Below are 25,898 nucleotides of genomic sequence, written 5' to 3'. Positions count from 1 at the left end.
CGCCGCTCACTGGGCGAACAGGAAGCCCAGCTGCGACCACGTGCCCGACAGGGCCTCCTGCGCCGCCCCGAAGCTCACCGCGCCCGTGGCCGTCAGGCCGGAGGACGAACCGCGCAGGGCCCATACGGCGCCCCGCCCGCCGTTCTCGTACCGGGCACCCACCGCGAGGTCGGCCCTGCGGTCGCCGTTGAGGTCGGCCAGGCGGACGGCGCTGCCCCAGAAGTCGTTCTTCTCGTTCGAGTCCGGCACCCCCGGCGTGTTCTGGGTCCAGCGGGTGGAGCCCGCGCCCGTCAGACCGGCCGCGGAGCCGCGCAGCAGCGTGACGGTGCCGGTCTGCCAGGCCGCGCCGACCCCCTCGAACTCGGCGCCGACCGCGACGTCGGCGTAGCCGTCGCCGTTGACGTCACCGACCGAGAGCGAGCTGCCGAACGAGCTGGTTCCGGAGGCATGCGTGGTGCCGGGGACGCCCGGGCTGTCCTGGGTGATGGCCGCCTGCGGGGTGGGGCCCACACCGTGCGCGCCGCCCAGGTAGGCCTTGACGACGCCGGGCCCGACCGTGGAGCCGTTGACCGGGGAGCAGGAGGTGACGATGTCGTCGTAGCCGTCCCCGTTGAGGTCGCCGAGGACCGCCCGCTCGTAGCCGCCGCTCTCCAGCGTCCGCAGCGGCTTGGGGCGGGAACCGGCGCCCAGGTACACCAGGTTGCCGTCGGTCCACTCGCCCGTCCCCGAGTGGATCGTGCCGCTGACCACCAGGTCGTCGACGCCGTCGCCGTTGACGTCGCCGGCGGCCAGCGACTGGGAGCCGTAGCTGTCACCGGTCCGCAGCGAGGGAACCACCCAGGTGCGGGACGCGGCCCCGGCGGTCCTGGTGAAGCCGCCCCGGAAGATCTGGACGTCGGCGCCGGTGCTGCCGACGGCCAGGTCCGCCCGGCCGTCCGCGGTGAAGTCGCCGATCGCCAGGGACATACCGAAACGGTGGTGGGAGGAACGGGCCGGGTCGGCGACGGCCCGGCCGCCGGACAGACCCTTCTTGCTCCCCCACAGGATCGTCACCGATCCGGCTTCGCCGTCCTCGCCCTCGGCGCCGACGGCCAGGTCGGCGTAACCGTCCCGGTTCAGGTCACCGAAGGCCAGCGAGGAACCGAAGTCGTCGTACTTCTCGGCGGTGCCGGGAACGCCCGCCGAGTTCTGGGTGACGACCGTACGGTTCGACGCCTTGATCCCGGACCTGGAGCCGTAGCTGACGACGACCGCGCCGGCGTCCGCCCTGCCGCCGACCGTGGCGCCCGGGGCGGCGGTGGCGAGGTCGTGGTAGCCGTCGCCGTTGAAGTCGTCCGCGTACTTGGCGGGCGCGGCGGAGGCCGGGCCGGCCAGCGGGACCAGGCCCGCGGTGAGGAGGGCGGCGAGGGTCGCCGCCGTACGGACACGCATGATCAGCCCTCCAGGACGTCGCCGAAGTAGGCGGTGCCCGACGGACCGCCCAGGGTGGTGCCGGTGCAGGACTTCGAGCCGCCCGCCGTGATGCCGGCGGTGGTGGACTTGAAGAACCAGACGGCGCCCGCGCCCTTGTCCTCGTTCGAGGCGGAGGCGACCAGTTCGGCGCGGCCGTCGCCGTTCGCGTCGACGAGGCGGACGGCCCCGCCGAAGTAGTCGAGGGTCTCCGCGGTGCCGGGGACGCCCGCCGTGTTCTGGGAGAAGACCTTGGCGCCGCCGCCGGTCAGGCCGGAGGCCGAGCCGCGCAGCACGGTGACCGTGCCCGCCTTCCGCGCCGAGCCGAGGGTCTCGTCCTCGGCGCCGACCGCGATGTCGGCATATCCGTCGCCGTTCACGTCCCCGGCGGACACGCTCCAGCCGAAGCCGTCGCCCTTCTCGCCCTTCTCCGGGACGCCCGCCGTGTCCTGGGTGATCCGGACCGGGGTACGGCTGCTGAGGCCTCCGGCCGCGCCGTACGTCACCGTGACAGCGCCGCCGAGGCCGCCGTTCGGCTCGGTGGCCGACTTCTCCATGAAGTTGCCGGTGACGATGTCGCCGTAGCCGTCCTTGTTCACGTCGGCGATGGCCGCGTCGTAGCCGCCCGCGAGCTTCTTGCCGACCTTGAGGGTGCCGGTGACGGAACCGGTGTAGAGGACGCTGCGGGTGCGGTAGTCGCCGGAGGCGGTCTCCTCCTGGCCCATGACCAGCAGGTCGCTCCTGCCGTCGGCGTTGACGTCGCCGGCGATCAGCTTGTCGGCGTAGATCGTGGTCTGGGCGATCGTGTCGATGCCGACCAGGGCGGCCGCCTTGCCCTTGCGGGTGAAGGGGCCGCGGAAGACGTTCAGGGAGGGCGTGGCGTTGTTGCCGACGGCCAGGTCGGTGTGCCCGTCGCCGTCGAAGTCGCCCGCCGCCAGTGCCCAGCCGAGTTCGTTGCGGTACCTCGGCATCGGTGAGGAGAGGTTGCTGGCGCCCTTGAGGCCGCTCGCGCCGCCCCACAGGACGGTCACGTTGCCGTAGGAGTCGGTGCTGCCGATCCGCTCGCTGTGCACGCCGACGACCAGGTCGGTGTATCCGTCGCCGTCCAGGTCGCCGGTGGTGAGCCGGTCTCCGAAGTAGTCGCCGGAGGCCGGGTTGCCGGGGACGCCGGTGGTGGCCTGGCTGATGATCTGGCGTCTGGCGGTGTCGAGGCCGCTCTTCGTGCCGTAGACGACCGCCACGTATCCGGCGCCGGACTTGCCGGAGACCTTGGCGACGGGCGCGGCGATCGCGAGGTCGCGGTAGCCGTCGCCGTTGAAGTCGCCGGACAGGCCCGAGGGGGCGGCGGTGGCGGTGGCGGCGGGCAGCGCGGTGAGCAGGCCCGTGGTGAGGGCCGTGGCGAGCAGCAGGGTGGTGCGCTTGGGCATGGACTTCCCCGTGAGTGGTGAGGAGAGGAGACGCGGAGGCGGTGCGGCGGGCGGTGCCTGGTGCCGGAGCGGGCGCGCGGGACCGGGCAGGCCCGTGGTCGTGCGACCGGCGGGCCTGCCCCTACGCCGTCCGGAGAAACTCCGGTGACCCGCGGGTCAGTCGGCGAAAATGGCGCTGAGCTGCGGGGTGCCGGTCGTCGAGACGCCCAGCTTGCTCGTGGACAGGGCCCGGGAACCGGTCGTGGTGATCTTCGAGCCGTTGGACGGCAGGTAGGTGACCGCGCCGTCGCCTGCGTTCTCGTACGAGCCGACGATCAGGTCGGCCCGGCCGTCGCCGGTGACGTCGTCGAGCTTGACGTCGGCGCCGAAGAGGTCGTTCTTCTCGTCGTCGCCGGGGACGCCGGCCGTGCTCTGCGCGAAGGACTGGGCGCCGGAGGCCAGGTTGATCCCGGTCTTCGAGCCGTAGAGGACAGTGACCTGGCCGGTGTTGGTGTTGCTGCCGATGTCCTCGTTCGGGGTGGTGACGACGAGATCGGCGTAGCCGTCGCCGTTGACGTCACCGAGGTCGATCTCCCAGCCGAACCCGTCGCCCTTCTCGGAGGTGCCGGGGACGTTGGCGGAGTTCTGGTTGAACATGGTGGCCTTGGCCGGGCCGGAGGCGCTGCCGTAGGTGATCGCCACCCGGCCGCCGGTGGCGGAGTCCGGGAAGACGGTCCCGCCGCTGCTGGCGTCCCAGGAGGCGCCGCTGACGATGTCGCCGTAGCCGTCGCCGTTGATGTCGCCGACGCCGGTGACGATGCCGCTCTTCAGTGACTTGGCGCCGGTCACGGTCACGCCCCTGGAGCTGCCCGGCAGCCAGTAGTTGGTGTTCCAGTGGCTGCTGGTCTTCGTCTCGTACCCGTCGACGATCAGGTCGGTACGGCCGTCGCCGTTGACGTCGCCGGCGGTGAGCTTCATCGGGCCGTACGGGTAGGAGCTGGTGCCCGGCTCGATCGGCGGCTTGACGGTGTACCGGCCGCCGGGCGTGCCGCTGGCGGAGAAGCCGCCCTTGAGCACCCACAGGGTGGCGGCGGAGCTGCCGACGGCGAGGTCGGCCTTGCCGTCGCCGTCGAAGTCGCCGGCGGCCAGCTGCAGTCCCCAGTAGTCGTGGCTGCTCGGCGACGGGTCCTTGATGTCGACGCCCTTGCCGGTGAGGCCGCTCTTGGAGCCCCACAGGAGGGTGACGGTGCCGCCGTCGGTGTCGGAACCGACCTTCTCCTCAGGGGAGCCGACGGCCAGGTCGTCGTAGCCGTCGGCGTTGAAGTCGGCGTACGCCAGGGTCTCGCCGAAGCTGTCGCCCGCCTCGGCGGTGCCGGGGACTCCGGCGCTGTTCTGGCTGAGGGTGGTGCGCTTGGTGGTGGTGATGCCCGAGGCGGAGCCGTAGAGGGCGACGACCTGGCCGGCGCCCTTGTGACCGCTGACGTAGGCGGTGGTGGCCGAGGTGGCGATGTCGCCGATGCCGTCGCCGTTGAAGTCGGCGCGCGCGACCTTGAACGAGTCCGCGGCCGTGGCCGAGGCGGCGGAGAACGTGAGCAGACCGCCCGTCAGCGCGGCCGCGGTGGCCGTCGCGAGGGCGAGTCGCGGGAACGTGTGCATGCGGGTTGTCTCCTGCGGCATGCGGGGGCCGCCCGCCTCCCGGCGGGCGGCCGGAGTCAATGGTGTCCAGCGGTCAGAAGACCCGTACCGAGGAGCAAGGGTTGTACATGACTACGGTGAAGATGTGAGGACTCTGTGACTCCCGCCGGACCGGAGAAGCGGTGCGGCCGCGACGGGAGCTGACGCACCGCTAGCCGACGAGGGTCTGCTTCGGGCGGACCACGCAGAACTCGTTGCCCTCCGGATCGGCCAGCACGGTCCACGACTCGTCGCCGCTCTGCCCGACGTCCGCCCTGCGGGCGCCGAGCGCGAGGATGCGTTCGATCTCGGCCTCCCGGTCCTCCGCGGCGGACGTCAGGTCGAGGTGCAGGCGGTTCTTGACGGTCTTGCCGTCGGTCACCGGCATGAAGCAGATGCCCACCGGTGCGGTCTCGTCCGGCCCGATCACCACCTCCCGCTCCCGCTCGGACAGGATCCGCCAGCCGAGTACCTCGGCCCAGAACCGGGCCAGGGCGGGCAAGATCGTGGGCGTCGATGACGATGTGGTGCAGCGACAGGGGCACGTCGGGCAGTATGCCCGCGGCCGGCGGGACAGGTCCTGGAAACGGACACCGGCGCCCGGGCCGGTGGGGTGACCGTGCGGCGGTGACACCGGCCCGGCTCCCGGAACTCGAGCTGCTGCGTCCGCGGCGGGTGCGCTGAAGTACTACCGAGGCCTGCCCCGTGGGTCGGTGATCGTGGTTGCCGTTCATCGTTCCCCGAAGCGGTGTGGCGTGGCGCGACCTGCCCACGCGCCCGGGCAGCTGGAAGACGGTCCGGGAACGCTGGTTGGGCCGACTGTCGCAGCCGGCCCATACGCTGTGCGCGATCCACGGCCGGCTGACCGGAAGGCATGATGACCCCCACCCCCAGACCGACGGCTGAAGCGATACTCGCCCTTCTTCCCGAACTCGCTCCCCACGCACGCGACGCGGTCCTGTTCCATCCCGAGCGGGCAGAGCCGGACTGCCGGACCAGTTCCATCGGCGGACCACTGCTGTGGCCGGGTGACGAACCGTGGCCCGAGTGCTCCTTGCCCGACGTGAACAGCCCTGATGGCGAGCCCGCCACCGCCATGGTGCCGGTCGCACAGATCTTTCAGCGCGACGCGCCGGGTCCCTGGTGGCCCGCAGGCATCGACCTCCTGCAGATCCTCTGGTGTCCCAACGAACACTGGGATCCTCCGGCCCGGCAGGCCGACATCAGCCCTGTGGTCGAGGTGCGGTGGCGTCGGGCCGCTGACGTGATCAGCCATGGGACGACTCCGCCGCCGCCCTCACGCTACGAGGAGGACGGCTACCTTCCGCAGGCCTGCGCCATCAGCGCCGAGCGCGTGACCGACTTCCCTTTCCCTGAGGAACTGCCGGCAGAGCTCCGTCCTCGGCTTGAGAACCTGATCCGCGAGACCGGCGACGGCGGTGACGTCATCACCCGCGTCGCAGGCTGGAAACTCGGCGGTTGGCCGACTTGGCACCTGACGTACCCCACGGTCCTTGCCTGCGATGACTGCGGCACGGCCATGACGCTCCTGTTCACCGTGGCCAGCGACGACGAGACAGGGGTTGTCGTCGGCCGGTGGGGAGACTTGCGCATCTTCACCTGCCCCGCCGACCACCGTCACGCGTTCCAGGTGGACCTGCACTGACCTGCGGCTCACTTCCCGCAGCACGATCCATCCGGCTTGGCCCCGGGGGCTCGTTCCAGGTGGTCCCGCTCGCCGCGGCCCGGCCGCGGAGCTTCGCCCGCCGCACTGCGTGCCCGGCGGTACCACGCACGGAACGGCATCGTCTTCGTACCGTTCCGTGACGCACGACCGATCGCGAGTACGGCCGACTCCGGCCGCGCAACGGTGTCACTGCGCGGATCCGTTCCTTCGTCGAAACCGTCTGCGCGGTCGCCTCCCGTGCCGCCTTCAGAACGCGCGCGGACAAAGCCTCCCGGCCGCTCACGCCTTCCTGATCATCCCTGCGGCAGGATGGGCGCATGAGCGTAGTCAAGATCAACGTGCTGGCCGTGCCCGTCGAGCAGCGGGAGACGCTGGAGAAGCGGTTCGCGTCCCGGGCGCACTCCGTGGAGAACTCGGACGGGTTCGAGTGGTTCGAGCTGCTGCGTCCGGTCGAGGGGACCGATCAGTATCTCGTGTACACGCGGTGGCGGGACGAGGAGGCCTTCCAGGCGTGGATGGAGGGGCCGATGAAGACGGCGCATCAGGGGGGTGCCGAGGGCGAGCGGGCGAAGCCGGCGGCTTCCGGGTCGACGCTGTGGTCCTTCGACGTGGTGCAGTCGGCGGGGCCGAAGGGCGCGTAGCGACCGGTGCCCGTGCGGGTGTGCACGGCCCGCCGTGGTGGCGGGCCGTGCGGAGCCGGCGGACGGAGACCGGTGGCTCAGGCCGAGGTGGCTGTCCTCTCCGGCGTGCGGGCCGGGGCGGGCAGGGTGCGGCGGGTGCGGGTCGGAAGGGCGAGGGTCGGGTGGGCCACCGCCCAGGCCGCGCCCTTGCAGACCAGTTCCTTGTAGAGGGCGGCGGTGCGTCCCGTCAGGGCCTGCCGTACGGCGCGGTCGTCCGCGGTGACGTACTGGATCAGGCCCTGCCCGCGGCCCAGCGAGATGCACTGGTTGAAGTACCGCAGCGGCACCTTCGGGAGCTTTCCGCCGGTCAGGCGGGCCGCGAGGGCGTCCGCTGCCTGCCACGCCATCGGGACGCCCGTGGCGCACGACATGCGCAGCGGCTTGCCGCCGGGGCCCGTCGCCAGCGCCGCGTCGCCGACCGCGTACACGTCCGGGTGCGAGACCGACCGCATGGTCCCGTCGACCACGATCCGGCCGGAGCCGGTGACCTCCAGCGTGCCGGCCGCCGCGACGGGGTGGACGGCGAAGCCGGTGGTCCACACCGTGACCGCGGCGGGGATCGTCGCGCCGTCGGCGGTGGTGACATGGCCGGCCGCCACTGCGGTGACGGCGGTGTGCTCGTGCACGGCGACACCGAGCCCGTCGAGGACCTTCCGCAGGTGCCGGCGGCCCTTGGGGGAGAGCCAGTCACCGAGGGCACCGCGGGCGGCGAGGGCGACGGCCAGGTCCGGGCGGGCCTCGGCGATCTCGGTGACGGCCTCCAGGCCGGTGAGTCCGCCGCCGACCACGAGCACGGGCTGTCCGGCCGGCAGGGCGGCGAGGCGCTCGCGGAGCCGGAGCGCGCCGGCGCGGCTCGCGATCTGGTGGGCGTGCTCGGCGGTGCCGGGGACGCCCTGGTCGTTCCAGGCGCTGCCGAGGGCGTAGACGAGGCTGTCGTACTCCAGCACCTCCGTCTTCCCGTCCCTGTCACCGGAGTCGACGGTGGTGACCGTCCGCCGGTCGGCGTCCACGGCGGTGACCCTCGCGAACCTCAGCCGCACGCCGGTGCCCGCGAACATCTCGGCGAGGGGCCGGGACCTGAGCTCCTGGCCGGTCGCCAGCTGGTGCATCCGGACACGCTCGACGAAGTCGGGTTCGGCGTTGACGAGGGTGATGGCGACGTCTTCGCGGTGCAGCCGCCTGGCGAGACGGCCGGCGGCGATGGCTCCGGAGTATCCGGCGCCGAGGACGACGATGCGGTGCTGCATGTCCGTGCTCCTGTCGGGAAACGGCGGGTCGAGCGGGTCGCCCCTTGAACCGGGCAGCCCGCCGTTTCCTGACAGGAACGCGGAGTGAAGCGGCTCACACCCGGTCAGAAGAGCCGGAGCAGGGGTTCGCCGTGGCCGGTGGCCGTCCACTGCCTGGTCGCGCGTTCGAGCTTGTCGGGGTTGACCTGGTTGCGGAGCGCGGCGATGCCCTCGGTGGTGATCTCCAGGCACATGACCCCGAAGACCCGCCCGTCGACGACCGCCACCAGGGCGGGGCCGCCGTTGGCGGTCGCGGCGTGGAGTTCGACCGGGCCGCCGGCCAGGGCCCGCTGTGCCGGTCCCGGCTTGAACAGGCCCCGCATGAACGTCGCGACCGCGAGGGCGCCCTCGAACGCCTTGGCCCGGGCCGGCACCTTCCCGCCGCCGTCGCCGACCGCGACGGCGTCCTCGGTGAGCAGCCGGACCAGCGGCTCGGTCCGGCCGCTGGTGGCGGCCGCGAGGAACTCCTCGATGATCCGCCGGGCGGCGGCCTCGTCGACCTCGGCACGCGCCTTGCCGGCCGCGACATGCCCTCTGGCCCGGTGGAAGGTCTGCTGGCTGGCGGCCTCGGTGATGTCGAGGATCCGGGCGATCTCCCGGTGCGGATAGTCGAAGGCCTCCCGCAGCACGTACACCGCCCGCTCGCCGGGCGTGAGCCGCTCCAGCAGGGTCAGGACGGCGTACGACACGGACTCGCGCCGCTCGGCGGTGTCGGCAGGGCCGAGCATCGGGTCTCCGGCGAGCAGCGGCTCGGGGAGCCACTGGCCCACGTAGGTCTCGCGCCGGGCGCGGGCCGAGGTGAGCTGGTTGAGGCACAGGTTGGTGAGCACCTTCGTCAGCCAGGCCGCGGGGACCTCGATACGGCCGGTGTCGGCGGCCTGCCAGCGCAGGTACGTCTCCTGCACGGCGTCCTCGGCCTCGCTCGCGGAGCCGAGGAGGCGATAGGCGAGGGCCGCCAGCCGGGGCCTGGCCGCCTCGAACCGGTCCACCTCGCTCATGGTCTGGGCCATGGCCAGGATCCTAGGCCGTGTCCGCACGGCACACGACGGCCCGACGCGTACGACGAGGAGGTGCGCGCATATTGTCGCGAATAGGTGGTATGCGTCACCCATCACGGGGGCGACGGTACGGCGCGTGCCGTCCACGGCACGCGACCGGCGGACGGCACCCGACCGGAGGACGACGTCATGTGGCACCGTGCCCGGCCCAGGGGTGGCCTTCCGGTCGGGGACGCCCTGGGCGGGGCGCTGGCCGGCATGGTGCGCCGGACGGGCGCGGCGATCGGCGGGGTGTACCTCATCGAGGAACCGGCCTCGCTGCTGCGCCTGGTGGCGCTGTGCGGACTGCCCGTCGACTTCACCGCGCCCTGGCAGCGCCTGCCGCTGGCCGCCCCCGTCCCGGTGGCCGACGCGATCCGTGAGCACCGCCTCGTCTGGGTCGGCGGCCAGGACGAGATGGCGCGCCGCTATCCGCGTACGGCGGCGGTCCTGCCGTACCCCTTCGCACTCGCCGCGGTGCCGCTGCGCGGGGAGCGCCGCTGCTGGGGCGGGGTGGTGCTGATGTGGCCGGCCGGCCATCCGCCCCGGGCCACCGCCCGCGAACGGCACCACATCACCGCGAGCGCCCGCCGGCTGGCCCGGCTCCTGGACGACTCGCCGGTGCCCCCGGTCCTCCCCGACCAGCCGTACGCCGTCCCCGCCGCCTCCCAGCGCCACCCCACCCGGACCGGACCGGCCGCCGCCGACTACCTGGAGCGGCTCCCGGAGGGCGGCCTCGCCCTCGACCTGGAGGGCCGCGTCACGTTCGTGTCCGCCGGGGCCGCCCGGCTGCTCGGCCGGGAGCCGGACGTGCTGCTGGGCACCCGGCCCTGGCAGTCCCTGCCGTGGCTGGACGATCTGCGGTACGAGGAGCGGTACCGCATGGCGGTGGTCAGCCGCGCCCCCGTGTCCTTCAGCGCGCGCCGCCCGCCGGACCGTTGGCTGACCTTCCACCTGCACCCGGATCACAGCGGCATCAGCGTGCGCATCGTCCCCGGCGCGCAGGCCGGGGCCGCGCCGCCCGTCGGCCGGGAACCCGCCCCGACCACGCCCGGCCGCCTCTTCCAGCTGATCCATCAGGCGGCCGCGCTCGCCGAGACGGTGACCACCCAGGACCTCGTGGAGCTGATCGCGGACCAGATCCTGCCGGCGTTCGGCGCCCAGGGGCTGCTGCTCAGCATCGCCGAGGCGGGCCGGCTGCGGATCGCCGGGCAGCACGGGTACCTCGCCGACAGCGCCGAACTCCTCGACGCCCTCCCCCTCGACTCCGACCTCACCCCCGCCGGCCGGGCCCTGGCCAGCGGCGTCCCGGCCTACTTCGGCAGCCCCGCCGAACTCGCCGACAGCTACCCCCACGCCCCGCTGATCAACGGGAAGCAGGCATGGGCCGTGCTGCCGCTGGTGATCTCGGGGCGTCCGGTGGGCTGCTGCATCCTCTCCTACGACCGCCCGCACACCTTCACCGCCGACGAACGCGCCGTCCTGCACCCGCTGGCCGGCCTGCTGGCCCAGGCCCTGGACCGGGCCCGTGTGTACGACACCCAGCACCATCTCGTCCACCAGCTCCAGCAGGCGCTGCTGCCCCGCGGCCTGCCCGCCCTGCCCGGCCTCGACGTCGCCGCCCGCTATCTGCCGGCCGCGCACGGCATCGACGTCGGCGGCGACTTCTACGACCTGCTGCGCCTCGACGCCCACCACGCGGCGGCCGTCATCGGTGACGTGGAGGGCCACAGCATGGCCGCGGCCGCCCTGATGGGGCAGGTCCGCACCGCCATCCACGCCCACGCCACCACCGGAGCCGCCCCGGACCAGGTCATCGCCCGCACCAACCGGCTGCTCGCCGACCTCTCCTCCGACCTCCTGGTGACCTGCCTCTACGTCCACCTGGACCTCCTCGGCCAGGAACTGACCATGGCCAGTGCCGGCCACGCACCGCCCCTGCTGCGCCCCGCGCCCGGCCGGGCCCACTGCCTGCACGTCGACCCCGGCCCGCCCCTGGGCGTCGACACGGAGGCCCGTTATCCCGTCACCCGCGCCGCGCTCCCGGCCGGCGCCGTCCTCGCCCTGTACACCGACGGCCTGATCGAACGCGCCGGCACCGACGTCCAGCACGCCACCGCCGACCTCGCCGCCCACCTCGCCCGGGCCGACGCGCACGACCTGGAACGCCTCACGGAGGACCTCGTCCAGTCCACCTGGCCGGCCGGTGGCCACACCGACGACGTGGCGGTGCTCCTGCTGCGGACGGTCGTGGCGGCGGGGCCGGGCCGGGGTGCGTGACCCCGTGGTGATGGCCGCGGGCCGTAGGGGTGGCACCGGCCGCCGTACTCCGGAGTCGGTTGTAGGGCGCACCGCGCGGCGGGATGCTGGGAGCGGGTGCGGGCATCCCGGACGCGCGGGCCGCCGGGCACCCGGAGGCACCATGGAGGGACGGGAACCGGAAGGCCCGGCAGTCGTACCCGACGACCTCGCGGTCGTCGTCGACGCCGACGGGTCGGTCCTGGTGTGGAGTGCCGGTGCCCGGCGGCTGCTCGGATACGAACCCGGCGAGATCGTCGGCCTCCCCGCCCGGAACCTGCTCGCCACCGACCTGCCCGCCTCCGCGCGCCGCCACATCGCCGCGGCGCACCGCTGGTCCACCGAGGTGGCTCTGCGGCACCGCAACGGCGACCGGATCGTCGTACGCCTCCAGGGCATCCCTCTCGCGGACGCGGGCGACCGGCCGCTCTGGCTGGTGACCGGTGCCGTGCGGACGGCCGTGTCCGGGCACGACCAGCCCGGGGCGGCCACCCTGTGGGACTTCACGCTCGCCCAGCTGCCCGTGCCGGTGGCGATCTACGACCGGGAGGCCCGGCTGGTCGCCGCCAACGAGGTCATGACCGAGGTCATGGGCCTGCCCGTGGCGGAGATGCGGGGCCTGACCCTGCGGGAGATCGAGTCCGGCCCGCCCTTCGACGAGTACGACCGCCTCCAGCGGCAGGTCCTGCGCACCGGGCGGACCGTCTTCCACGAGCAGCACGCCCAGGCGCCCGGGGAGACCCGGGAGCACGCCTGGTCGATGTACCTCTCCCCGCTGAAGGACGCGTCCGGCACCGTGCGGGGCCTGTCCGCGATCGTCTTCGACACCACTGAGCAGTACTGGGCCCGCCGCCACCTGGCCGTCCTCAACGACGCGAGCCTGCGTATCGGCAGCACCCTGGACGTGACCCGGACCGCCGAGGAGCTGGCCGAGGTCGCCGTGGGCGGGTTCGCGGACTACGTCACCGTCGATCTGCTGGAGTCCGTCACCCAGGGCGACGAGCCGGCACCGCTGCCGACCGACGAGCCCATCACCGTACGCCGTGTCGCGCACCGCTCGGTGCTGGCCGGCTGCCCGGAGAAGGTGGCCGACCCCGGCGACCCGGTCCGCTACCCGGTGGACACGCCTCCGATGTGGACCCTGCTCGCCGGTCACGGCACCCGCCAACGGCCGGGCGACCCCGGCATGACGGAGTGGATCGGCGCCTTCCAGGCCCGCGCCGGCACCGTCGCCCGACCCATGATCCACTCGGTGCTGATGGTCCCGCTGCGCGCCCGTGGTGTCACCCTCGGCCTGGTGCACTTCCTGCGGCACCGCACGCCCGAGTCGTTCACCGAGGACGACCAGCGGCTCGCGGAGGAGATCGTCGCCCGCGCCGCGGTGTGCGTGGACAACGCCCGCCGCTACACCCGGGAGCGCCGCACCGCGCTCGCCCTCCAGTGCAGCCTGCTGCCCGGCCGGCCGCCGCCCGACCTGGAGGCGACCGAGGTGGCCTACCGTTATCTGCCCACGGGGTCCGGAGCGGAAGTCGGCGGCGACTGGTTCGACGTGATCCCGATGTCCGGCGCCCGGGTCGCCCTGGTCGTCGGGGACGTCGTCGGCCACGGCATCCGCGCCTCGGCGACGATGGGCCGCCTGCGCACGGCGGTACGGACGCTGGCGGACGTCGACCTCGCCCCCGACGAACTCCTCACCCAGCTGGACGACCTCGTCATCGGGCTCGCCAGGGAGGAGGACCCGCGGACCACGTCGGGGGAGGTCGGCGCGACCTGCCTCTACGCCGTGTACGACCCGGTGACCCGGCGCTGCACCATGGCCCGGGCCGGCCATCCGCCGCCCGCCCTGGTCACCCCCGCCGGCGAGGTCCGTCTGCTGGACCTGCCGGCCGGCCCGCCGCTCGGCCTGGGCGGCCTGCCCTTCGAGTCCACCGAGGTGGAACTGGCGGACGGCAGCCTGCTCGCCCTCTACACCGACGGCCTGGTGGGGACCGCCGGCCAGGACATCGACGTGGGCCTGGGCCTCCTCCGCCGGGCCCTGGCCGCCCCGGCAGCACCCCTGGAGGAGACCTGCGACCGCGTCCTGCACACGCTGCTGACCGACCGCCCTGCCGACGACATCGTGCTCCTGCTGGCCCGCACCCGTGCCCTGGGCTCCGGGAAGGTCCGCACCTGGCAGCTCCCGCGGCATCCGGCGGCGGTCGCCGGGGCCCGCAAGATGGCGGGCCGGCAGCTGGAGGCCTGGGGCCTGACGGACGCGGCCTTCGTCACGGAGCTGATCGTCAGCGAACTGGTCACCAACGCGGTCCGCTACGGCGACGGCCCGATCGCCCTCCGCCTGATCCGCGACGCGTCCCTGATCTGTGAGGTCTCCGACGGAAGCAGCACGGCCCCGCATCTGCGCCGGGCACGGGTCTACGACGAGGGCGGCCGGGGTCTGCTCCTGGTCGCCCAGCTCTCGGAACGCTGGGGCAGCCGCCAGACGCCGACCGGCAAGACGATCTGGGCGGAACAGCCACTGCCGGCCTCGGCGCTCGTCTAGCGGGCGCGTGCACGGCCCCGCGAGCCGGACGGCAGTCGCCGGGCGGCCCTGGGGCGGAGAGACCCTGGGGCCGCCCGGCGGATCACGCCGTGGACGCAGGGGCCGCCGGGCCCGCCCGCGGCGCCGATGAGGCGCGGTGGACTTCCCGCGGCCTGATCCGCCGGACAGGCTAGTGGGGGACGGGAACGTCCCGGCGCAGCACGTCGATCACGGCGCAGACGACCGCCGAGGCGACGAAGGTGCCCACCATGACCAGGGCCACTCCCACCATGAACAGTCCGCTGGCGTCGTCCGACCAGTCGACGTAGGCGGCGAGCGTCAGCCCCACGGTCGTACCGCCCACGGCGGCCGCGCTGTGTCCCCGGACGGCCGTCCAGCCGACGGCCACCAGCAGGGTGAGCACGAGCCCGCCGACCTGCCAGACCTCGTAGGGCCCGCTCGTCGATCCGTCTGCCTGCACGTCGTACCGCTGGTCCCAGCCCAGCCACCCGGCCCAGGCCGCCGCCGACGCCCCGGCCGACGCGAGCGCCGGCAGCACGGTCCGAGGAACTGGCTCGTGAATTCTCATGCGTTCAGCGTCGCGGCCGGTCCGGGCGCCGGACAGAGCACGGATACTCAGACCGACCCGAGTACCTGCTGCGCCGGGCGAAGCGCTCGGCCGTGCCCTGATACCGCGTCCGCACGTCCTGTTCCGGCTGTTCGCCGGCCCGGACGTCGTGCTCGACGGCTTCGACGCCGTCGAGTTGGTCCACGGCCGTCCCCTGGTGGTGGCCGGTCACGGCCGTTCGGCGGGCGCGGGATGCGCGGGAGGGGGTGTGCGGGCCGCGCGCGCCGCCAGTTCCAGGAGTTCGTCGACCGACCACTGGTCGTAGGCGTGCTCGCCGTGCTTGGCGGCCAGGATCTGGCCGTCGGGGGCGACGAGGAAGTCGGCGGGAAGGCCGAGCCGGCCGCCGTGCGGGCTGTTGGCGGGCAGGTGTTCGCGTCCGCGGACGACGTGCCAGGCGCCGCTCACCACCGCTCGGACGATCGGCCACCAGGCGCGCGGCGCGAGCAGGGAGCGGGGCGACTGTTCCACGCCGAACTCCCGGTACAGCCGTTTGTCCGGGTCGGCGACGACGGCGAACGGAAGGTCTCCGGTGTGGCGGCGCAGTTCCTCGGCGGGCGAGTGGAAGACGACCACCTCGCGGATCCCGGCGGCCTCGATCTCGTGGTGCCGCCGCACCACCGAGCGCAGGTGCAGATTGCAGACCGGGCATCCGGCGAAGCGCCGGAACTGGAGGTGGACCGGGCGGGTGGGGTCGGGGACGGTGACGGGGTCGCCGGAGACCGTACTGAGACCGCGCCGGGGCACGGTGGAGCCGGGACCCATGGGGCTACGGGGTGTGCGCATGACTGTTCCCCTCCGTAAGCGTACGGCATACGCCTACCAGCGTAGGCGTATGCCGTACGCTGTCAACCGCCATGCCACGACCACGTTCCGTCACCCCCGACCAGCTCGCCTCGGCCGCTCTCGCCGTCATCGACCGCGAGGGGCTCGCCGGACTGTCGATGCGCGCCGTCGCCAAGGAACTCGGCATGAGCACCATGGGGCTCTACCGGTACGTGCGCGACCGCGAGGAGCTGGAGAGGCTCGTCGTGGAGCTCGTCCTGGGCGCCGTGGACACCGAGCCGCCCGACCCCGGCGCCCCGTGGCGCGAACGGATCACGGTCCTGGTGCGACGCATGCGCGACGCCGTGGGCGCCCATCCCGCGGTCGTCCCGCTGATCATCGCCCACCGCCACCACTCCCTCGGGGTGCTGCGCTGGTCGGAGACCGTGCTCGTGGTCCTCGGCGGGACGGGCGTGACGGGAGAGCGGCGGGTCGTCGCCCTGCGCGCACTGCTCAGCTACCTCAACGGGGCGATCCAGCTGGAGCATCTCGGCTCCCTGGCCGGTCCCGGGACGGTGGCCATCGCCGAACTGTCGTCCGACGACTTCCCGCTGATGGCCGAGACCGCCCGCGACGCCCGGAACGTCGAAGCCGACCGCGAGTTCCTCGGCGGGCTCGGCATGCTGCTGGACGGTCTCGAAGGGCTCGGCGGCGTCAGCCGTTGATCACCCGGTCCACGACCAGGGTGTCGCTCACCTGCCAAAGCGCGGCCAGCCTGCCGTCACGGACGGTCCACAGGTGCATGAACCTGGCGTCGGCCGTCGCCCCCCGCCTGCTCACGGTGTGGTAGTGCCCGAGGGCGAAGACATGGTCCTCCCCGTCCGCGAAGTACTCCTCGCCCACGGGGTAGAAGGTGTCGAAGTTCTCCATCAGCGGGCCGAAGAAGTCCCGGCTCACGCTCTGCGGGCCGTGATAGACCCCGCCGCCGGGGAAACCGGGCGTGATGTCCCAGACGAGTTCCGGGTCCATGACCTCCTGGAAGACCTCCGGCGCCACCCTGGACGCGTAGAAGCGGCGGACGAGGGCGATGTTCTCCGGTTCGGACATGACGGCGGCTCCTCCGACGGAAACGGACGGCCGATCAGGGCCGGGGCAGTATCAGACCCCGGGGCGGCACGGGCCGCGGGGAGAAACGCCGTCCGGCCGGAACGTGTGACGCCATCGTCAGGAGAGCACGAACGTGAGTACGGTTGATCACGAGCCTTCCGCAGGAGCCCCCATGCCCTCCGTACCTCCCGTGCCTCCCCAGCCTCCCGCGCCTCCGCTGTCCAAGCCCCGCTTCGCCGTTCTCGGTGCCGGCACCATCGGGTGTCACCTCGGCGGCCATCTGCGCGCCGCCGGGTACGACGTGACGCTCATCGGCAGGCCCGCCGCCATGGACGTGCTGCGCGAGCGGGGACTGACCCTCAGCACCTCCGTCCGGCCGCCCGTCCATCTCGCGCCGGAGCGGCTCACGCTGGCCACCGGCGCGCAGGCCGCGGCCGACGCCGACTACGTGCTGGTCACCGTGAAGAGCGCCGGCACCGCGACCGCCGCCAGGGAACTCGCCGCGCAGCTCGCCCCCGGCGCGGTCGTGGTGAGCTTCCAGAACGGGCTGCGCAACCCCGCCACCCTGCGCGCCGCTCTCCCCGGTCACACCGTGCTGGCCGGGATGGTGCCGTACAACGTGGTGCGGTCCGGGCCGGGCACCGTGCACCAGGGCATGCCGGGCACACTCATGACCGAGCCGGACGCCACGCTCGTCACCGCCTTCCGCGCGGCGCACCTGGCCGTCGAGGCCCGTACCGACATGTCCGAGGTGCAGCACGCCAAACTGCTGCTGAACCTCAACAACGCGGTCAACGCCCTGTCCGGGCTGCCGCTCCGCGACCAGCTCGGCGAGCGGGCCTACCGCCGCTGCCTCGCCCTGTGCCAGCGGGAGGCCCTCGCCGCCTACCGCGCCGCCGGGCTCACCCCGGCCCGCCTCGGCCCCACCGCGCCCGCTGTCACCCCCTATGTCCTGGCGCTGCCCGACGGCCTGTTCCGGCGGCTGGCGGGGGCGGCCCTGCGGATCGACGCGCAGGCCCGCTCCTCGATGTGGGAGGACCTGCAACGCGGCCGGGCCACCGAGATCGACTCCCTCCAGGGCGAGATCGTCGCCCTCGCCGCCGCCCACGGACGGACCGCCCCCGCGAACGCCCGGCTGGTCACCCTGGTGCGGGCGGCGGAGGCCGCGCCGCGCACCTGGCAGGGCCGGGAGCTCTACGCCGAACTGCGCGCGGCACGCTGAGCGGGCGCGTACGACGGCCTCGCCGACGCCGTGCGGACCGCCCCGGACACCGCGCCGGGCGAACCGGACCCGCCGCGGCCGACGGTCGCCGCCGAAAGCCGCGGCCGGATCCCCGCAGGCCCGACCGGAGGCGCCAGGCCGGGAAGATCACCGGGCGGGGCACGCTGTGCGGCCGGCACGGGGACACGCCGGGGCCGCACCCGGGGTGATCGTGTGGCGATGAGCCCGGCCGTCGACGTGTTCGTGGCGGATCCCGAGCCGATCCCGAGTGCCGTGCCCGGATTCGAGGAGGCGGTGGGGCCCGCGACCTCGCGGGCGGCGGAGCCCGACATCGCCGACGCGCTCGGCGGACGCGCCGCCGCGGCGTCGGCGATACGCCGAACGGACTGATCACGTGCCGGGCGCGGGCGGCCGGCCACGCCGCGCACCGGCCAGGCCGCTGACGGAAATCTGTCACGGCGGAGCCACATCTCCAGGACCGACGGCGTTAGGGTTGCCGTGCGACGCGGATGGCGGCGGATCCTTCCCCGACCGGTGCCAGACCCGCCCGGGTCCCCCGCCGCGTCCCCGAAACGAAGGTGTCATGCCCGCTGAGAACGCCCCGGTCGCCGACAACCTCGACGATGACGACTACCCGGCCTACACCATGGGAAGGGCCGCCGCCGTTCTCGGCACCACCCCCGCCTTCCTCCGCTCGGTGGGCGAGGCCGGGCTGATCGCTCCGTTGCGTTCGCAAGGAGGTCACCGCAGGTACTCCCGCCGTCAGCTGCGCATCGCCGCGCGCGCCCGGGAACTGGTCGGCCAGGGCACCCCCGTGGACGCCGCGTGCCGGATCATCTCCCTGGAGAACCAGCTGGCGGACGCCCTCCGGCTGAACCGGGAAATCAGCCGCAAGCTCGACGGGTACGGCACGAATACCTAGTCCCGCCAGTACAGAAATGACCCATGCGGCGACACTAGAATTCGCGTGCGGCACCGGAAACACATGGCCGCTTACCGCCTGCCTGTGTTAGCGTGATAGCAGTTGCAGTTTTGGTTGCCAGAGAAATTTTTTCTTTGTAAAGCTTTCCGGATCATTCCGGAGGGGTGATCATCGCGGCGACTCGGCTTCGTAAAGTGCGGAGTCCGGCACTGCCCCTCAAGGGAGATTCAATATGGCATCTGGCACCGTGAAGTGGTTCAACGCGGAAAAGGGCTTCGGCTTCATCGAGCAGGAGGGTGGCGGCCCCGACGTCTTCGCCCACTACTCGAACATCGCCACCCAGGGCTTCCGCGAGCTTCAGGAAGGCCAGAAGGTGACCTTCGACGTCACGCAGGGCCAGAAGGGCCCGCAGGCCGAGAACATCGTTCCCGCCTGAAGCTGACGCGAACCGCTGCGAGTCACGTTCTCGCGCGTTTTGAGGCTGGGGCCCGCGCTCTTGGGGTGCGGGCCCCAGCTTTTCTCTTTTTTCTCCGGCTGTTTCTTGTGATTCCTCGCGCGGCCATCTGCCCGCCGGCCGGAATTCCTCGATACGCCGCATCGAGGAAGGTTCCTTCATGAACCGCACCCGCCGCAACGGCGGTACTTCCGGGCGCCCCCGTACGGACCGGAGCACCACACGCTCGGCAGGCGCCCCGTCCGGCAACCGCTTCCGTTCCCAGGGGTCCGGCCACCAGGGTCCCCGTCAGGGCACCGGCACCGGCCGCAAGAACGGCCAGCGCTCCACCCCCGGTCGCCAGGAGTTCGCGCTGCCGGTCACCCTCACCGAACCGCTGCCCGCCGTCGAGACGTTCGCCGAACTGGACATGCCGGAACGGCTGCTGGCCGCCCTGCGCGCCGAGGGCGTGACCGTCCCCTTCCCGATCCAGGCCGCCACGCTGCCGAACGCGCTGGCCGGCCGGGACGTCCTGGGCCGGGGCCGCACCGGTTCGGGCAAGACGCTCGCCTTCGGCCTGCCGCTGCTGGCCCGGCTGGACGGACAGCGCGCCCAGCCCAAGCAGCCGCTGGCCCTGGTCCTCGTCCCCACCCGGGAACTGGCCCAGCAGGTCACCGACGCGCTCACCCCCTACGCGCAGGCCCTGCGGCTGCGGCTCGCCACCGTGGTGGGCGGCATGTCGATCGGCCGCCAGATCAGCAGCCTGCGGGCCGGCGCCGAGGTCGTCGTCGCGACGCCCGGCCGCCTCCGGGACCTCATCGAGCGCGACGCCTGCCGGGTGGACCAGGTCGGCATCACCGTCCTCGACGAGGCCGACCAGATGGCCGACATGGGCTTCATGCCGCAGGTGACCGCACTGCTCGACCAAGTACCCGCCGGCGGCCAGCGACTGCTGTTCTCGGCCACCCTGGACCGGAACATCGACCTCCTGGTCCGCCGCTACCTCCACGACCCCGTCGTGCACTCGGTCGACCCCTCCGCGGGCGCGGTCACCACCATGGAGCACCACCTGCTGCACGTGCGCGACGCCGACAAGGAGACCGCCGCCACCGAGATCGCCGCCCGGGACGGACGCGTGCTGATGTTCCTGGACACCAAGCACGCGGCGGACCGGCTCGCCAAGCGGCTGCTCGCCGTCGGCGTGCGGGCCTCGGCACTGCACGGCGGCAAGTCCCAGTCGCAGCGGACCCGGACGCTCGCCCAGTTCAAGGACGGCCATGTCTCGGTCCTGGTCGCGACCAACGTGGCCGCCCGCGGCATCCACGTCGACGGTCTCGACCTGGTCGTCAACTTCGATCCGCCCGCCGACCACAAGGACTACCTGCACCGCGGCGGCCGTACCGCCCGCGCCGGAGAGACCGGCACCGTCGTCACCCTCGTCCTGCCGCACCAACGGCGGGCCGTGGACCGCCTGATGACGGACGCCGGGATCACCGCGCGTGCCGTCCAGGTCCGCCCCGGCGAGGACGAACTGCACCGCATCACCGGCGCCCGCACCCCCTCGGGCGTGCCGGTCACGCTCACCGCACCGACCGCCGACGCACCACGCGAGGGCACACGATCCGGCGGCCGGGGCCGGGGCCGCGGAGGCCGGTCGTCCGCCGCCCGGACACGCCGTTCCACCTCACGGACCGACTCGTAGCCGCAGAAGGACCGGTTCACGGCCGGGGCAGGGGGATGCGCTCCTGGCGGACGGGCCGAGCCGACGCCCGTCGCGACGCTGGAGCGCGCCCCGGACGTGTCCCCCGTCATCGACGACCACGGATATCCCCGGGCGTTCTCGCCCCCACCCTCTGACAGCCGTCCGAAACCCCCGTCCCCGCCGCGCCCCGCGGTCGCCCCTGAGGAGGCATCCATGCGTGTTGTCATCGCCCGTTTCCCCTTCGACCTGACCAAGAGCGAGGTCGAACACTCGATGAGCAGTCACACGCCCGAACCCGTCACCGGCGTCGGCGTGACCATCGACGGCCGGATCTACCCGGTGATGCAGGTCGGAGAGGTGATCACCCGGCAGAACCGCCGGGACTTCACCACCCTCGAAATGCGCCGCGCCCTGACCCGGCTCGGTTTCAGCTGCCATGACGCCCGCCCGGTGACGCCGCCCCAGGAGGCGCGGACCGACGAGGGCGTCCTCGGCTGGTGACGTCCGCCGGGCGAGGGCGCGAACCGCGCGGTTCGTGGGTTGGAAAGCGGGAGACGTGGCACCCGACTCCTGAGCGGGCCGGACTCCGGTAGGAGCGGCTGACGGTTCAGCCACGAGCCGTGCACCGCGCGAACCCGGCACGCCCCGCTCAGCCGGTTGTCGCCGCGGGGCTGCCCGGCGACAACCGGTACGCAACGCATGCGCGTCCCACCGGTCCGGTGCACCTGGGAAGTCTGGAAAGTCCTGGGAGGTCAGGCCTCCTTGCCGACGAGTTCGTCCGCCACCCAGTGCGCGACTCCTTCCGGGTAGGGGGCGGGCAGGCCCAGGACGATGTGCCCGAAGCCGGCGGTCAGCGCCTCGGCGATCGCGGCGCGGGTCGTCTCCGGGTGTTCGTAGGACACCGGGAGGTGGATGGAGCGGGTGATCCCGGCCGGGTCGCGGCCGATCTCCGCGCAGTAGCGGTCCAGCAGGGCACTGCGCCGGACGCAGTCCTCGATGTCGCCGCCCGGGATGTTCCACAGGTCGGCGTGTTCGGCGGCCACCCGGAGGGTCGCCGCGGCCCGGCCGCCGATCAGGATCGGGGGATGCGGGCGCTGCACCGGTTTGGGGTTGGCGAAGGCGCCGGTGAGCCGGTGGTGGGTGCCGTGGAAGTCAAAGGGTCCGGCTGACGTCCACAGACGCCGGATCAGGACGCAGGCCTCGCCGAGGCTCTCCACGGCCTGGGCGGGAGGGGCGAAGGGCAGGCCGTACGCCGGGTACTCGCGGCGGGCCTCGGGCGGGTGCGGCCGTGAGCCGACGCCGATACCGAAGTCGAGCCGCCCGCCGGAGACTGTGTCGACGGTCGTGGCGATCTTCGCCAGTACCGCGGGCGGACGGAAACGGTTGCTGGTCACCAGGAGCCCGAGCCGCAGCCGACGGGTCTGTGCCGCCAGCGCGGACAGCAGGGTCCAGCCCTCGTGGATCGGCCCCTCGGGATCGCCGCCGATCGGCATGAGGTGGTCGAACAGCCAGGCGTGCTCGATCTGCGGGATCGCGTCCGCCTCCTGCCAGACCCGCAGGATGTCGTCGTACGACACCTGCATGGGAGCGGTCATGATCCCGAAGCTGGGTGGGGTCGTGGTCATGGATGCCATGGGTCGGCCTCTCTGCCGTCGGTCAGCGGCGGCGCAGTGCCGGGTCGAGGAGGGCAGGCGGGGTGTCGTACTTCTCGTGGGCGGCCAGGTCGGTGCCGGGGGCGACGATCGCGTCGATCGCGTCGAGGACGTCGGCGGAGAGCACGGTGTCGGCGGCCGCGAGCTGGGAGTCCAGGTGGTCCCTGGTGCGGGGCCCGATGAGGGCGCTGGTCACGGCGGGGTGCGCGGTGACGAAACCGAGTGCGAGCTGGATCAGGGTCAGTCCGGCCTCCTCGGCCACGACGGCGAGCCGCTCCACGGCGTCGAGCCGGGCCTGGTTGGCGGGCAGGGCGAGGTCGAAGCGGTCGGGACTGATCACGGACCGGCTGGTGGCGATGGACCGGCCCTTGCGCACGGCCCCCGAGAGCCAGCCCGAGGCCAGCGGGCTCCACGCCAGGACACCCATCCCGTACTCCTCGGTCACCGGCAGCACATGGGCCTCGACGCCGCGCTGGAGGAGGGAGTAGCTGGGCTGTTCGGTGACGTAACGGCCCAGGTGGTGCCGGTGTGCGGCCCATTGGCCCTGGACGATCCGGTAGGCCGGGTAGGTCGAGGAGCCGAAGTAGCGGATCTTTCCCGCGCGTTGCAGATCGGTCAGCGCCGACAGGGTCTCCTCGTCGCTGGTGGCCGGGTCCCAGCGGTGTATCTGGTACAGATCCACATGGTCGACGCCGAGCCGGACCAGACTGTTCTCCAGCTCGGTGACCAGCCAACGCCGCGAACCGCCGCGGTGATTGCGCTCGTCACCCATCGGCAGCCCCGCCTTCGTGGCCAGCACGACGTCGTCACGACGGCCGGCGATCGCCTTGCCGACCATCTCCTCCGACTCGCCCTGGCCGTACATGTCGGCCGTGTCGATCAGGTTGATGCCGGCGTCCAGGGCGGCGTCGACGATCGCCGTCGCCTCCTCCTGCGTGGTGCGGCCGATCGCGCCGAAGTTCATCGCGCCGAGCGCGAGCGCGCTGACCTGTACACCAGTACGGCCCAAGGTGCGGTACTGCATGACCGAGTCTCCTTCAAGCAGGCAAATGGACGGGCAGACAAGTGGGACGATGTCCCGTTTCATGTCTGCGACGATACGGAACACTGTCCCGTTTAGCAACGCCCCGATAGGGTGACAGCGGAGGGAGCACCGATGGAGGACGGTCGATGAAGAACGAGGAGCAGGCGGTACGGCACCGTCGGGCGGACGCCCGGCGCAACGAGACGACCCTGCTGGAGGCCGCCGCGGCGGCCTTCGTCGCGGCGGGCGTGGAGGCCCCGCTGCGTGACATCGCGGCCCGGGCGGGCGTCGGCACGGCGACCGTCTACCGGCACTTCCCGACCCGCGCGGACCTGATCATCGCCGTCTACCGGCACCAGGTGGAGGCCTGCGCCGAAGCCGGCCCGGCCCTGCTGGCGGAGGCGCCCAGCCCGTACGACGCGCTGCGCCGGTGGATCGACCTCTTCGTGGACTTCCTGGTCACCAAGCACGGACTCGCCGCCGCCCTGCGTTCGGACCAGGCGGGCTTCGACGCCCTCCACGCCTACTTCCTGGACCGCCTGGTCCCGGTCTGCACCCGGCTCCTCGACGCGGCGACCGAGGCGGGCCAGGTCCACACCGACCTGGCCGCGGTCGAGCTGATGCGCGGCGTCGGCAACCTCTGCATCGGCGCGGAGAACGACCCCGGCTACGACGCCCGCCGCCTGGTCTCGCTTCTCGTCACGGGGCTGGGCCGGACGTAAGGTGCCGGGCGTGAACGGCAGTTGCCCGGTCCGGGGCAACCCGATCGCGAGCGGCGGCGGCCCCGGCCGTACCGCGTCGTACTGCTCACGGGCATGCCGCCGCCGGGCCTACCGGCAGCGTCGACGGGCGGACCGGCACGCCCCCGGCCAGGGAGCTGCTCTCGCACGTCGGGGACCGGCTGGGGCGGGTACGACTGGCGCCGGGCACCGCCTTCCACGCCGACGTGGAGGGCCTCATCACTCGCTTCGCCCAGCTACGACGACTCCCCCGGGAGGCGGGACAGGGGGCGGAAGGGGGTCGCGGACCGGAGCCGGAACTCGGACCGGGACCCGCATCGCCACGGAGGCAGGCGCAAGGGCAGGGCAAGGAGGAGGGCAGGAACGGCCGCCGACGCCGAACGCGTCGCTCCCGACGCCGTGACGAATTCGGACGGCACCGGCTTCACCACCCTCGTCGAGGGCCACCGCCGCGAGCCGCGCGTGCACTGCTACCGGCTGCTCGGGTCCTGCGACGAGGCCGACGACCTCACCCAGGAGACGTTCCTGCGGGCCCGGCGAGCGCGGCCGGCGCCCCGGCGACGGACGCGGCGGCGTTGGCCGTGCCCACCTGGACTCGCTGCGGATGACGAAGCGCTCCCCGCGGATCGCGGACATCGCGGCGCGGGCCGCCTTCCTCGCCCCGGACGCCGGGGTCGCTCTCACCGGCACCTGGGTCAACGCGACCGCCGGGATGTTCCCGAGCTGACGTCACGGAGGCGCCGCGGCAGGCGGGTACGGCTGCCGGACAACGGCCGGGCGAGGATCCGGCGGTTGTCCGGCCGCCGATCCGGCCGCGGTTCGCACGCCGGACCGTGCTGCCGCCCACCGCCTGCCACCTGGCCTGCCGCCCACCGCCGATACCGGTGCCCATGCCGTTCGCGCGGCGGATATTCCCTGGCATCGGCGCCCGGCCCGCAGGGAGACTCGTGCCATGGCCGACATGAGGGCGTTCCGGGACGCGGTCGCCGACTGGGCGGGGAGTGCGGGCGAGAGTGCGGACGGCCCAGGCCGGGAGCGGGCCGGGCGGCTGGGTGACCGGCTGGGGGTGCGGGTCGCCGTGCTGCTCGAAGGGCCGAGTGATGTCGCCGCCGTCGGCGCGCTGGCCGCGCGGCGCGGACGGGATCCGGCGGCCGAGGGGGTGTGCGTGCTGTCGATGGGCGGGGCGATGAACGTGGGACGTTACGCCCGTCTGCTCGGACCGCCCGGCCTGGGGCTGCGGCTGACCGGGCTGTGCGACGAGCGGGAGTGGCCCTACTACGTCCGTGGCCTGGCGCGGGCCGGTGCCACCCGGCGCGGCTTCTTCGTCTGCGCCGCCGACCTGGAGGACGAACTGATCCGCGCCCTCGGTCCGCCCCGGGTCACGGAGCTCATCAGGGCCGAGGGAGACGCGCGCCCCCTGCAGACCTTCCTGAACCAGCCCGCGCAGCAGGGCCGCACCCCGCAGCAGCAGCTCCGCCGCTTCCTCGGTACGAAGAAGGGCCGGAAGATCCACTACGGCCGGGTCCTCGTCGAGGCCCTGGAGCCCGACCAGGTGCCCGCACCGCTGGACGGGCTGCTCGACACCTTGCTCGTCGGCGTTCCGGCGGAGGCGGGCGGCGCTCCCTGACGCGGGTCGGCGCGGTGCGTGAGTGTCAGACCCCTCTGCCAGGC

Annotated in this window: 24 protein-coding genes and 1 pseudogene; 14 read left to right on the top strand and 11 right to left on the bottom strand. The window is 73.1% G+C overall.

Annotation, left to right across the window (positions count from 1 at the left end):
* Positions 1-6: 6 nt before the first annotated feature.
* The 4 genes and pseudogenes from ACZ4O3_RS19785 to ACZ4O3_RS19770 form a co-directional block, all read right to left on the bottom strand.
* Positions 7-1,431: an FG-GAP-like repeat-containing protein gene (locus ACZ4O3_RS19785; RefSeq protein ID WP_467723243.1), complete on the bottom strand. Its 1,425-nt coding sequence runs from the start codon at positions 1,429-1,431 to the stop codon at positions 7-9.
* Between the two features lie 2 nt (positions 1,432-1,433).
* Entirely contained in the window at positions 1,434-2,876 is a 1,443-nt protein-coding gene (locus ACZ4O3_RS19780) for an FG-GAP-like repeat-containing protein (RefSeq protein WP_467723241.1), read from the bottom strand.
* Positions 2,877-3,032: 156 nt separating this feature from the next.
* A complete protein-coding gene (locus ACZ4O3_RS19775; protein WP_467723239.1) occupies positions 3,033-4,511 on the bottom strand; it encodes an FG-GAP and VCBS repeat-containing protein in 1,479 nt (492 codons plus the stop codon).
* A gap of 190 nt (positions 4,512-4,701) precedes the next feature.
* Positions 4,702-5,074: pseudogene (locus tag ACZ4O3_RS19770) on the bottom strand (VOC family protein).
* 329 nt (positions 5,075-5,403) lie between these two features.
* On the opposite strand from ACZ4O3_RS19770, the gene ACZ4O3_RS19765 reads away from it, so the two are divergent.
* Together ACZ4O3_RS19765 and ACZ4O3_RS19760 are read left to right on the top strand one after the other, a co-directional pair.
* Complete coding sequence (locus ACZ4O3_RS19765; RefSeq protein WP_384988962.1) at positions 5,404-6,195, top strand: YwqG family protein; 792 nt, start codon at positions 5,404-5,406, stop codon at positions 6,193-6,195.
* 338 nt (positions 6,196-6,533) lie between these two features.
* A complete protein-coding gene (locus ACZ4O3_RS19760) occupies positions 6,534-6,857 on the top strand; it encodes an antibiotic biosynthesis monooxygenase family protein (protein ID WP_362720174.1) in 324 nt (107 codons plus the stop codon).
* 77 nt (positions 6,858-6,934) lie between these two features.
* Here the strand turns inward: ACZ4O3_RS19760 and ACZ4O3_RS19755 are convergent, their stop codons facing one another.
* Together ACZ4O3_RS19755 and sigJ are read right to left on the bottom strand one after the other, a co-directional pair.
* Complete coding sequence (locus tag ACZ4O3_RS19755; protein WP_467723237.1) at positions 6,935-8,143, bottom strand: NAD(P)/FAD-dependent oxidoreductase; 1,209 nt, start codon at positions 8,141-8,143, stop codon at positions 6,935-6,937.
* A gap of 104 nt (positions 8,144-8,247) precedes the next feature.
* The gene (sigJ, locus tag ACZ4O3_RS19750) at positions 8,248-9,192 is read right to left on the bottom strand and encodes an RNA polymerase sigma factor SigJ (RefSeq protein ID WP_467723235.1); all 945 of its coding nucleotides are present in this window, start codon (positions 9,190-9,192) and stop codon (positions 8,248-8,250) included.
* 177 nt (positions 9,193-9,369) lie between these two features.
* Here sigJ and ACZ4O3_RS19745 point away from each other — a divergent pair, with 177 nt between their 5' ends.
* Together ACZ4O3_RS19745 and ACZ4O3_RS19740 are read left to right on the top strand one after the other, a co-directional pair.
* Positions 9,370-11,499 (top strand): SpoIIE family protein phosphatase, encoded by a 2,130-nt coding sequence (locus ACZ4O3_RS19745; RefSeq protein ID WP_467723234.1) that lies wholly within the window; start codon positions 9,370-9,372, stop codon positions 11,497-11,499.
* Between the two features lie 142 nt (positions 11,500-11,641).
* A complete protein-coding gene (locus tag ACZ4O3_RS19740; RefSeq protein WP_467723232.1) occupies positions 11,642-14,056 on the top strand; it encodes a SpoIIE family protein phosphatase in 2,415 nt (804 codons plus the stop codon).
* Positions 14,057-14,225: 169 nt separating this feature from the next.
* Here the strand turns inward: ACZ4O3_RS19740 and ACZ4O3_RS19735 are convergent, their stop codons facing one another.
* Together ACZ4O3_RS19735 and ACZ4O3_RS19730 are read right to left on the bottom strand one after the other, a co-directional pair.
* Entirely contained in the window at positions 14,226-14,624 is a 399-nt protein-coding gene (locus ACZ4O3_RS19735; RefSeq protein WP_362728887.1) for a hypothetical protein, read from the bottom strand.
* A gap of 207 nt (positions 14,625-14,831) precedes the next feature.
* Entirely contained in the window at positions 14,832-15,446 is a 615-nt protein-coding gene (locus ACZ4O3_RS19730) for a peroxiredoxin-like family protein (protein ID WP_467723230.1), read from the bottom strand.
* A gap of 71 nt (positions 15,447-15,517) precedes the next feature.
* Between ACZ4O3_RS19730 and ACZ4O3_RS19725 the strand changes: the two genes are divergently transcribed.
* Positions 15,518-16,150: a TetR/AcrR family transcriptional regulator gene (locus tag ACZ4O3_RS19725; RefSeq protein WP_362728883.1), complete on the top strand. Its 633-nt coding sequence runs from the start codon at positions 15,518-15,520 to the stop codon at positions 16,148-16,150.
* Here ACZ4O3_RS19725 and ACZ4O3_RS19720 read toward each other — a convergent pair.
* Complete coding sequence (locus ACZ4O3_RS19720; RefSeq protein ID WP_467723229.1) at positions 16,140-16,532, bottom strand: nuclear transport factor 2 family protein; 393 nt, start codon at positions 16,530-16,532, stop codon at positions 16,140-16,142. The genes ACZ4O3_RS19725 and ACZ4O3_RS19720 overlap by 11 nt on opposite strands.
* A gap of 172 nt (positions 16,533-16,704) precedes the next feature.
* Here ACZ4O3_RS19720 and ACZ4O3_RS19715 point away from each other — a divergent pair, with 172 nt between their 5' ends.
* The 6 genes from ACZ4O3_RS19715 to ACZ4O3_RS19690 all read left to right on the top strand — a co-directional run bounded on the left by ACZ4O3_RS19715 (position 16,705) and on the right by ACZ4O3_RS19690 (position 21,312).
* Positions 16,705-17,754, top strand: a complete 1,050-nt coding sequence (locus ACZ4O3_RS19715; RefSeq protein ID WP_467723227.1) for a 2-dehydropantoate 2-reductase — start codon at positions 16,705-16,707, stop codon at positions 17,752-17,754.
* Positions 17,755-17,973: 219 nt separating this feature from the next.
* The gene (locus ACZ4O3_RS19710) at positions 17,974-18,144 is read left to right on the top strand and encodes a hypothetical protein (protein WP_467723225.1); all 171 of its coding nucleotides are present in this window, start codon (positions 17,974-17,976) and stop codon (positions 18,142-18,144) included.
* 193 nt (positions 18,145-18,337) lie between these two features.
* Positions 18,338-18,676: a helix-turn-helix domain-containing protein gene (locus ACZ4O3_RS19705; protein ID WP_467723223.1), complete on the top strand. Its 339-nt coding sequence runs from the start codon at positions 18,338-18,340 to the stop codon at positions 18,674-18,676.
* A gap of 232 nt (positions 18,677-18,908) precedes the next feature.
* Positions 18,909-19,112, top strand: a complete 204-nt coding sequence (locus ACZ4O3_RS19700; RefSeq protein ID WP_031482971.1) for a cold-shock protein — start codon at positions 18,909-18,911, stop codon at positions 19,110-19,112.
* A 178-nt stretch (positions 19,113-19,290) separates the two neighbouring features.
* Positions 19,291-20,811 (top strand): DEAD/DEAH box helicase, encoded by a 1,521-nt coding sequence (locus tag ACZ4O3_RS19695; protein WP_362724723.1) that lies wholly within the window; start codon positions 19,291-19,293, stop codon positions 20,809-20,811.
* Between the two features lie 213 nt (positions 20,812-21,024).
* Positions 21,025-21,312 carry an SCO5918 family protein gene (locus ACZ4O3_RS19690; RefSeq protein ID WP_362724720.1) on the top strand — a complete coding sequence of 96 codons (288 nt, stop codon included), beginning with the start codon at positions 21,025-21,027 and terminating at the stop codon, positions 21,310-21,312.
* A 251-nt stretch (positions 21,313-21,563) separates the two neighbouring features.
* On the opposite strand, the gene ACZ4O3_RS19685 is transcribed toward ACZ4O3_RS19690, so the two are convergent.
* Complete coding sequence (locus ACZ4O3_RS19685; RefSeq protein ID WP_467723221.1) at positions 21,564-22,445, bottom strand: LLM class flavin-dependent oxidoreductase; 882 nt, start codon at positions 22,443-22,445, stop codon at positions 21,564-21,566.
* 22 nt (positions 22,446-22,467) lie between these two features.
* Positions 22,468-23,487: an aldo/keto reductase gene (locus ACZ4O3_RS19680; protein ID WP_362724717.1), complete on the bottom strand. Its 1,020-nt coding sequence runs from the start codon at positions 23,485-23,487 to the stop codon at positions 22,468-22,470.
* Positions 23,488-23,633: 146 nt separating this feature from the next.
* Here ACZ4O3_RS19680 and ACZ4O3_RS19675 point away from each other — a divergent pair, with 146 nt between their 5' ends.
* The 3 genes from ACZ4O3_RS19675 (at position 23,634) to ACZ4O3_RS19665 (ending at position 25,854) form a co-directional block, all read left to right on the top strand.
* Positions 23,634-24,209 carry a TetR/AcrR family transcriptional regulator gene (locus tag ACZ4O3_RS19675; protein ID WP_362724714.1) on the top strand — a complete coding sequence of 192 codons (576 nt, stop codon included), beginning with the start codon at positions 23,634-23,636 and terminating at the stop codon, positions 24,207-24,209.
* 622 nt (positions 24,210-24,831) lie between these two features.
* Entirely contained in the window at positions 24,832-24,954 is a 123-nt protein-coding gene (locus ACZ4O3_RS19670) for a hypothetical protein (protein WP_384988944.1), read from the top strand.
* Positions 24,955-25,179: 225 nt separating this feature from the next.
* Positions 25,180-25,854, top strand: a complete 675-nt coding sequence (locus ACZ4O3_RS19665; RefSeq protein WP_467723218.1) for a TOPRIM nucleotidyl transferase/hydrolase domain-containing protein — start codon at positions 25,180-25,182, stop codon at positions 25,852-25,854.
* Positions 25,855-25,898: the final 44 nt, after the last annotated feature.

It is taken from the genome of Streptomyces sp. NPDC026515, from assembly GCF_055567595.1.
This window is presented reverse-complemented; position numbering and strand designations above follow the sequence as displayed.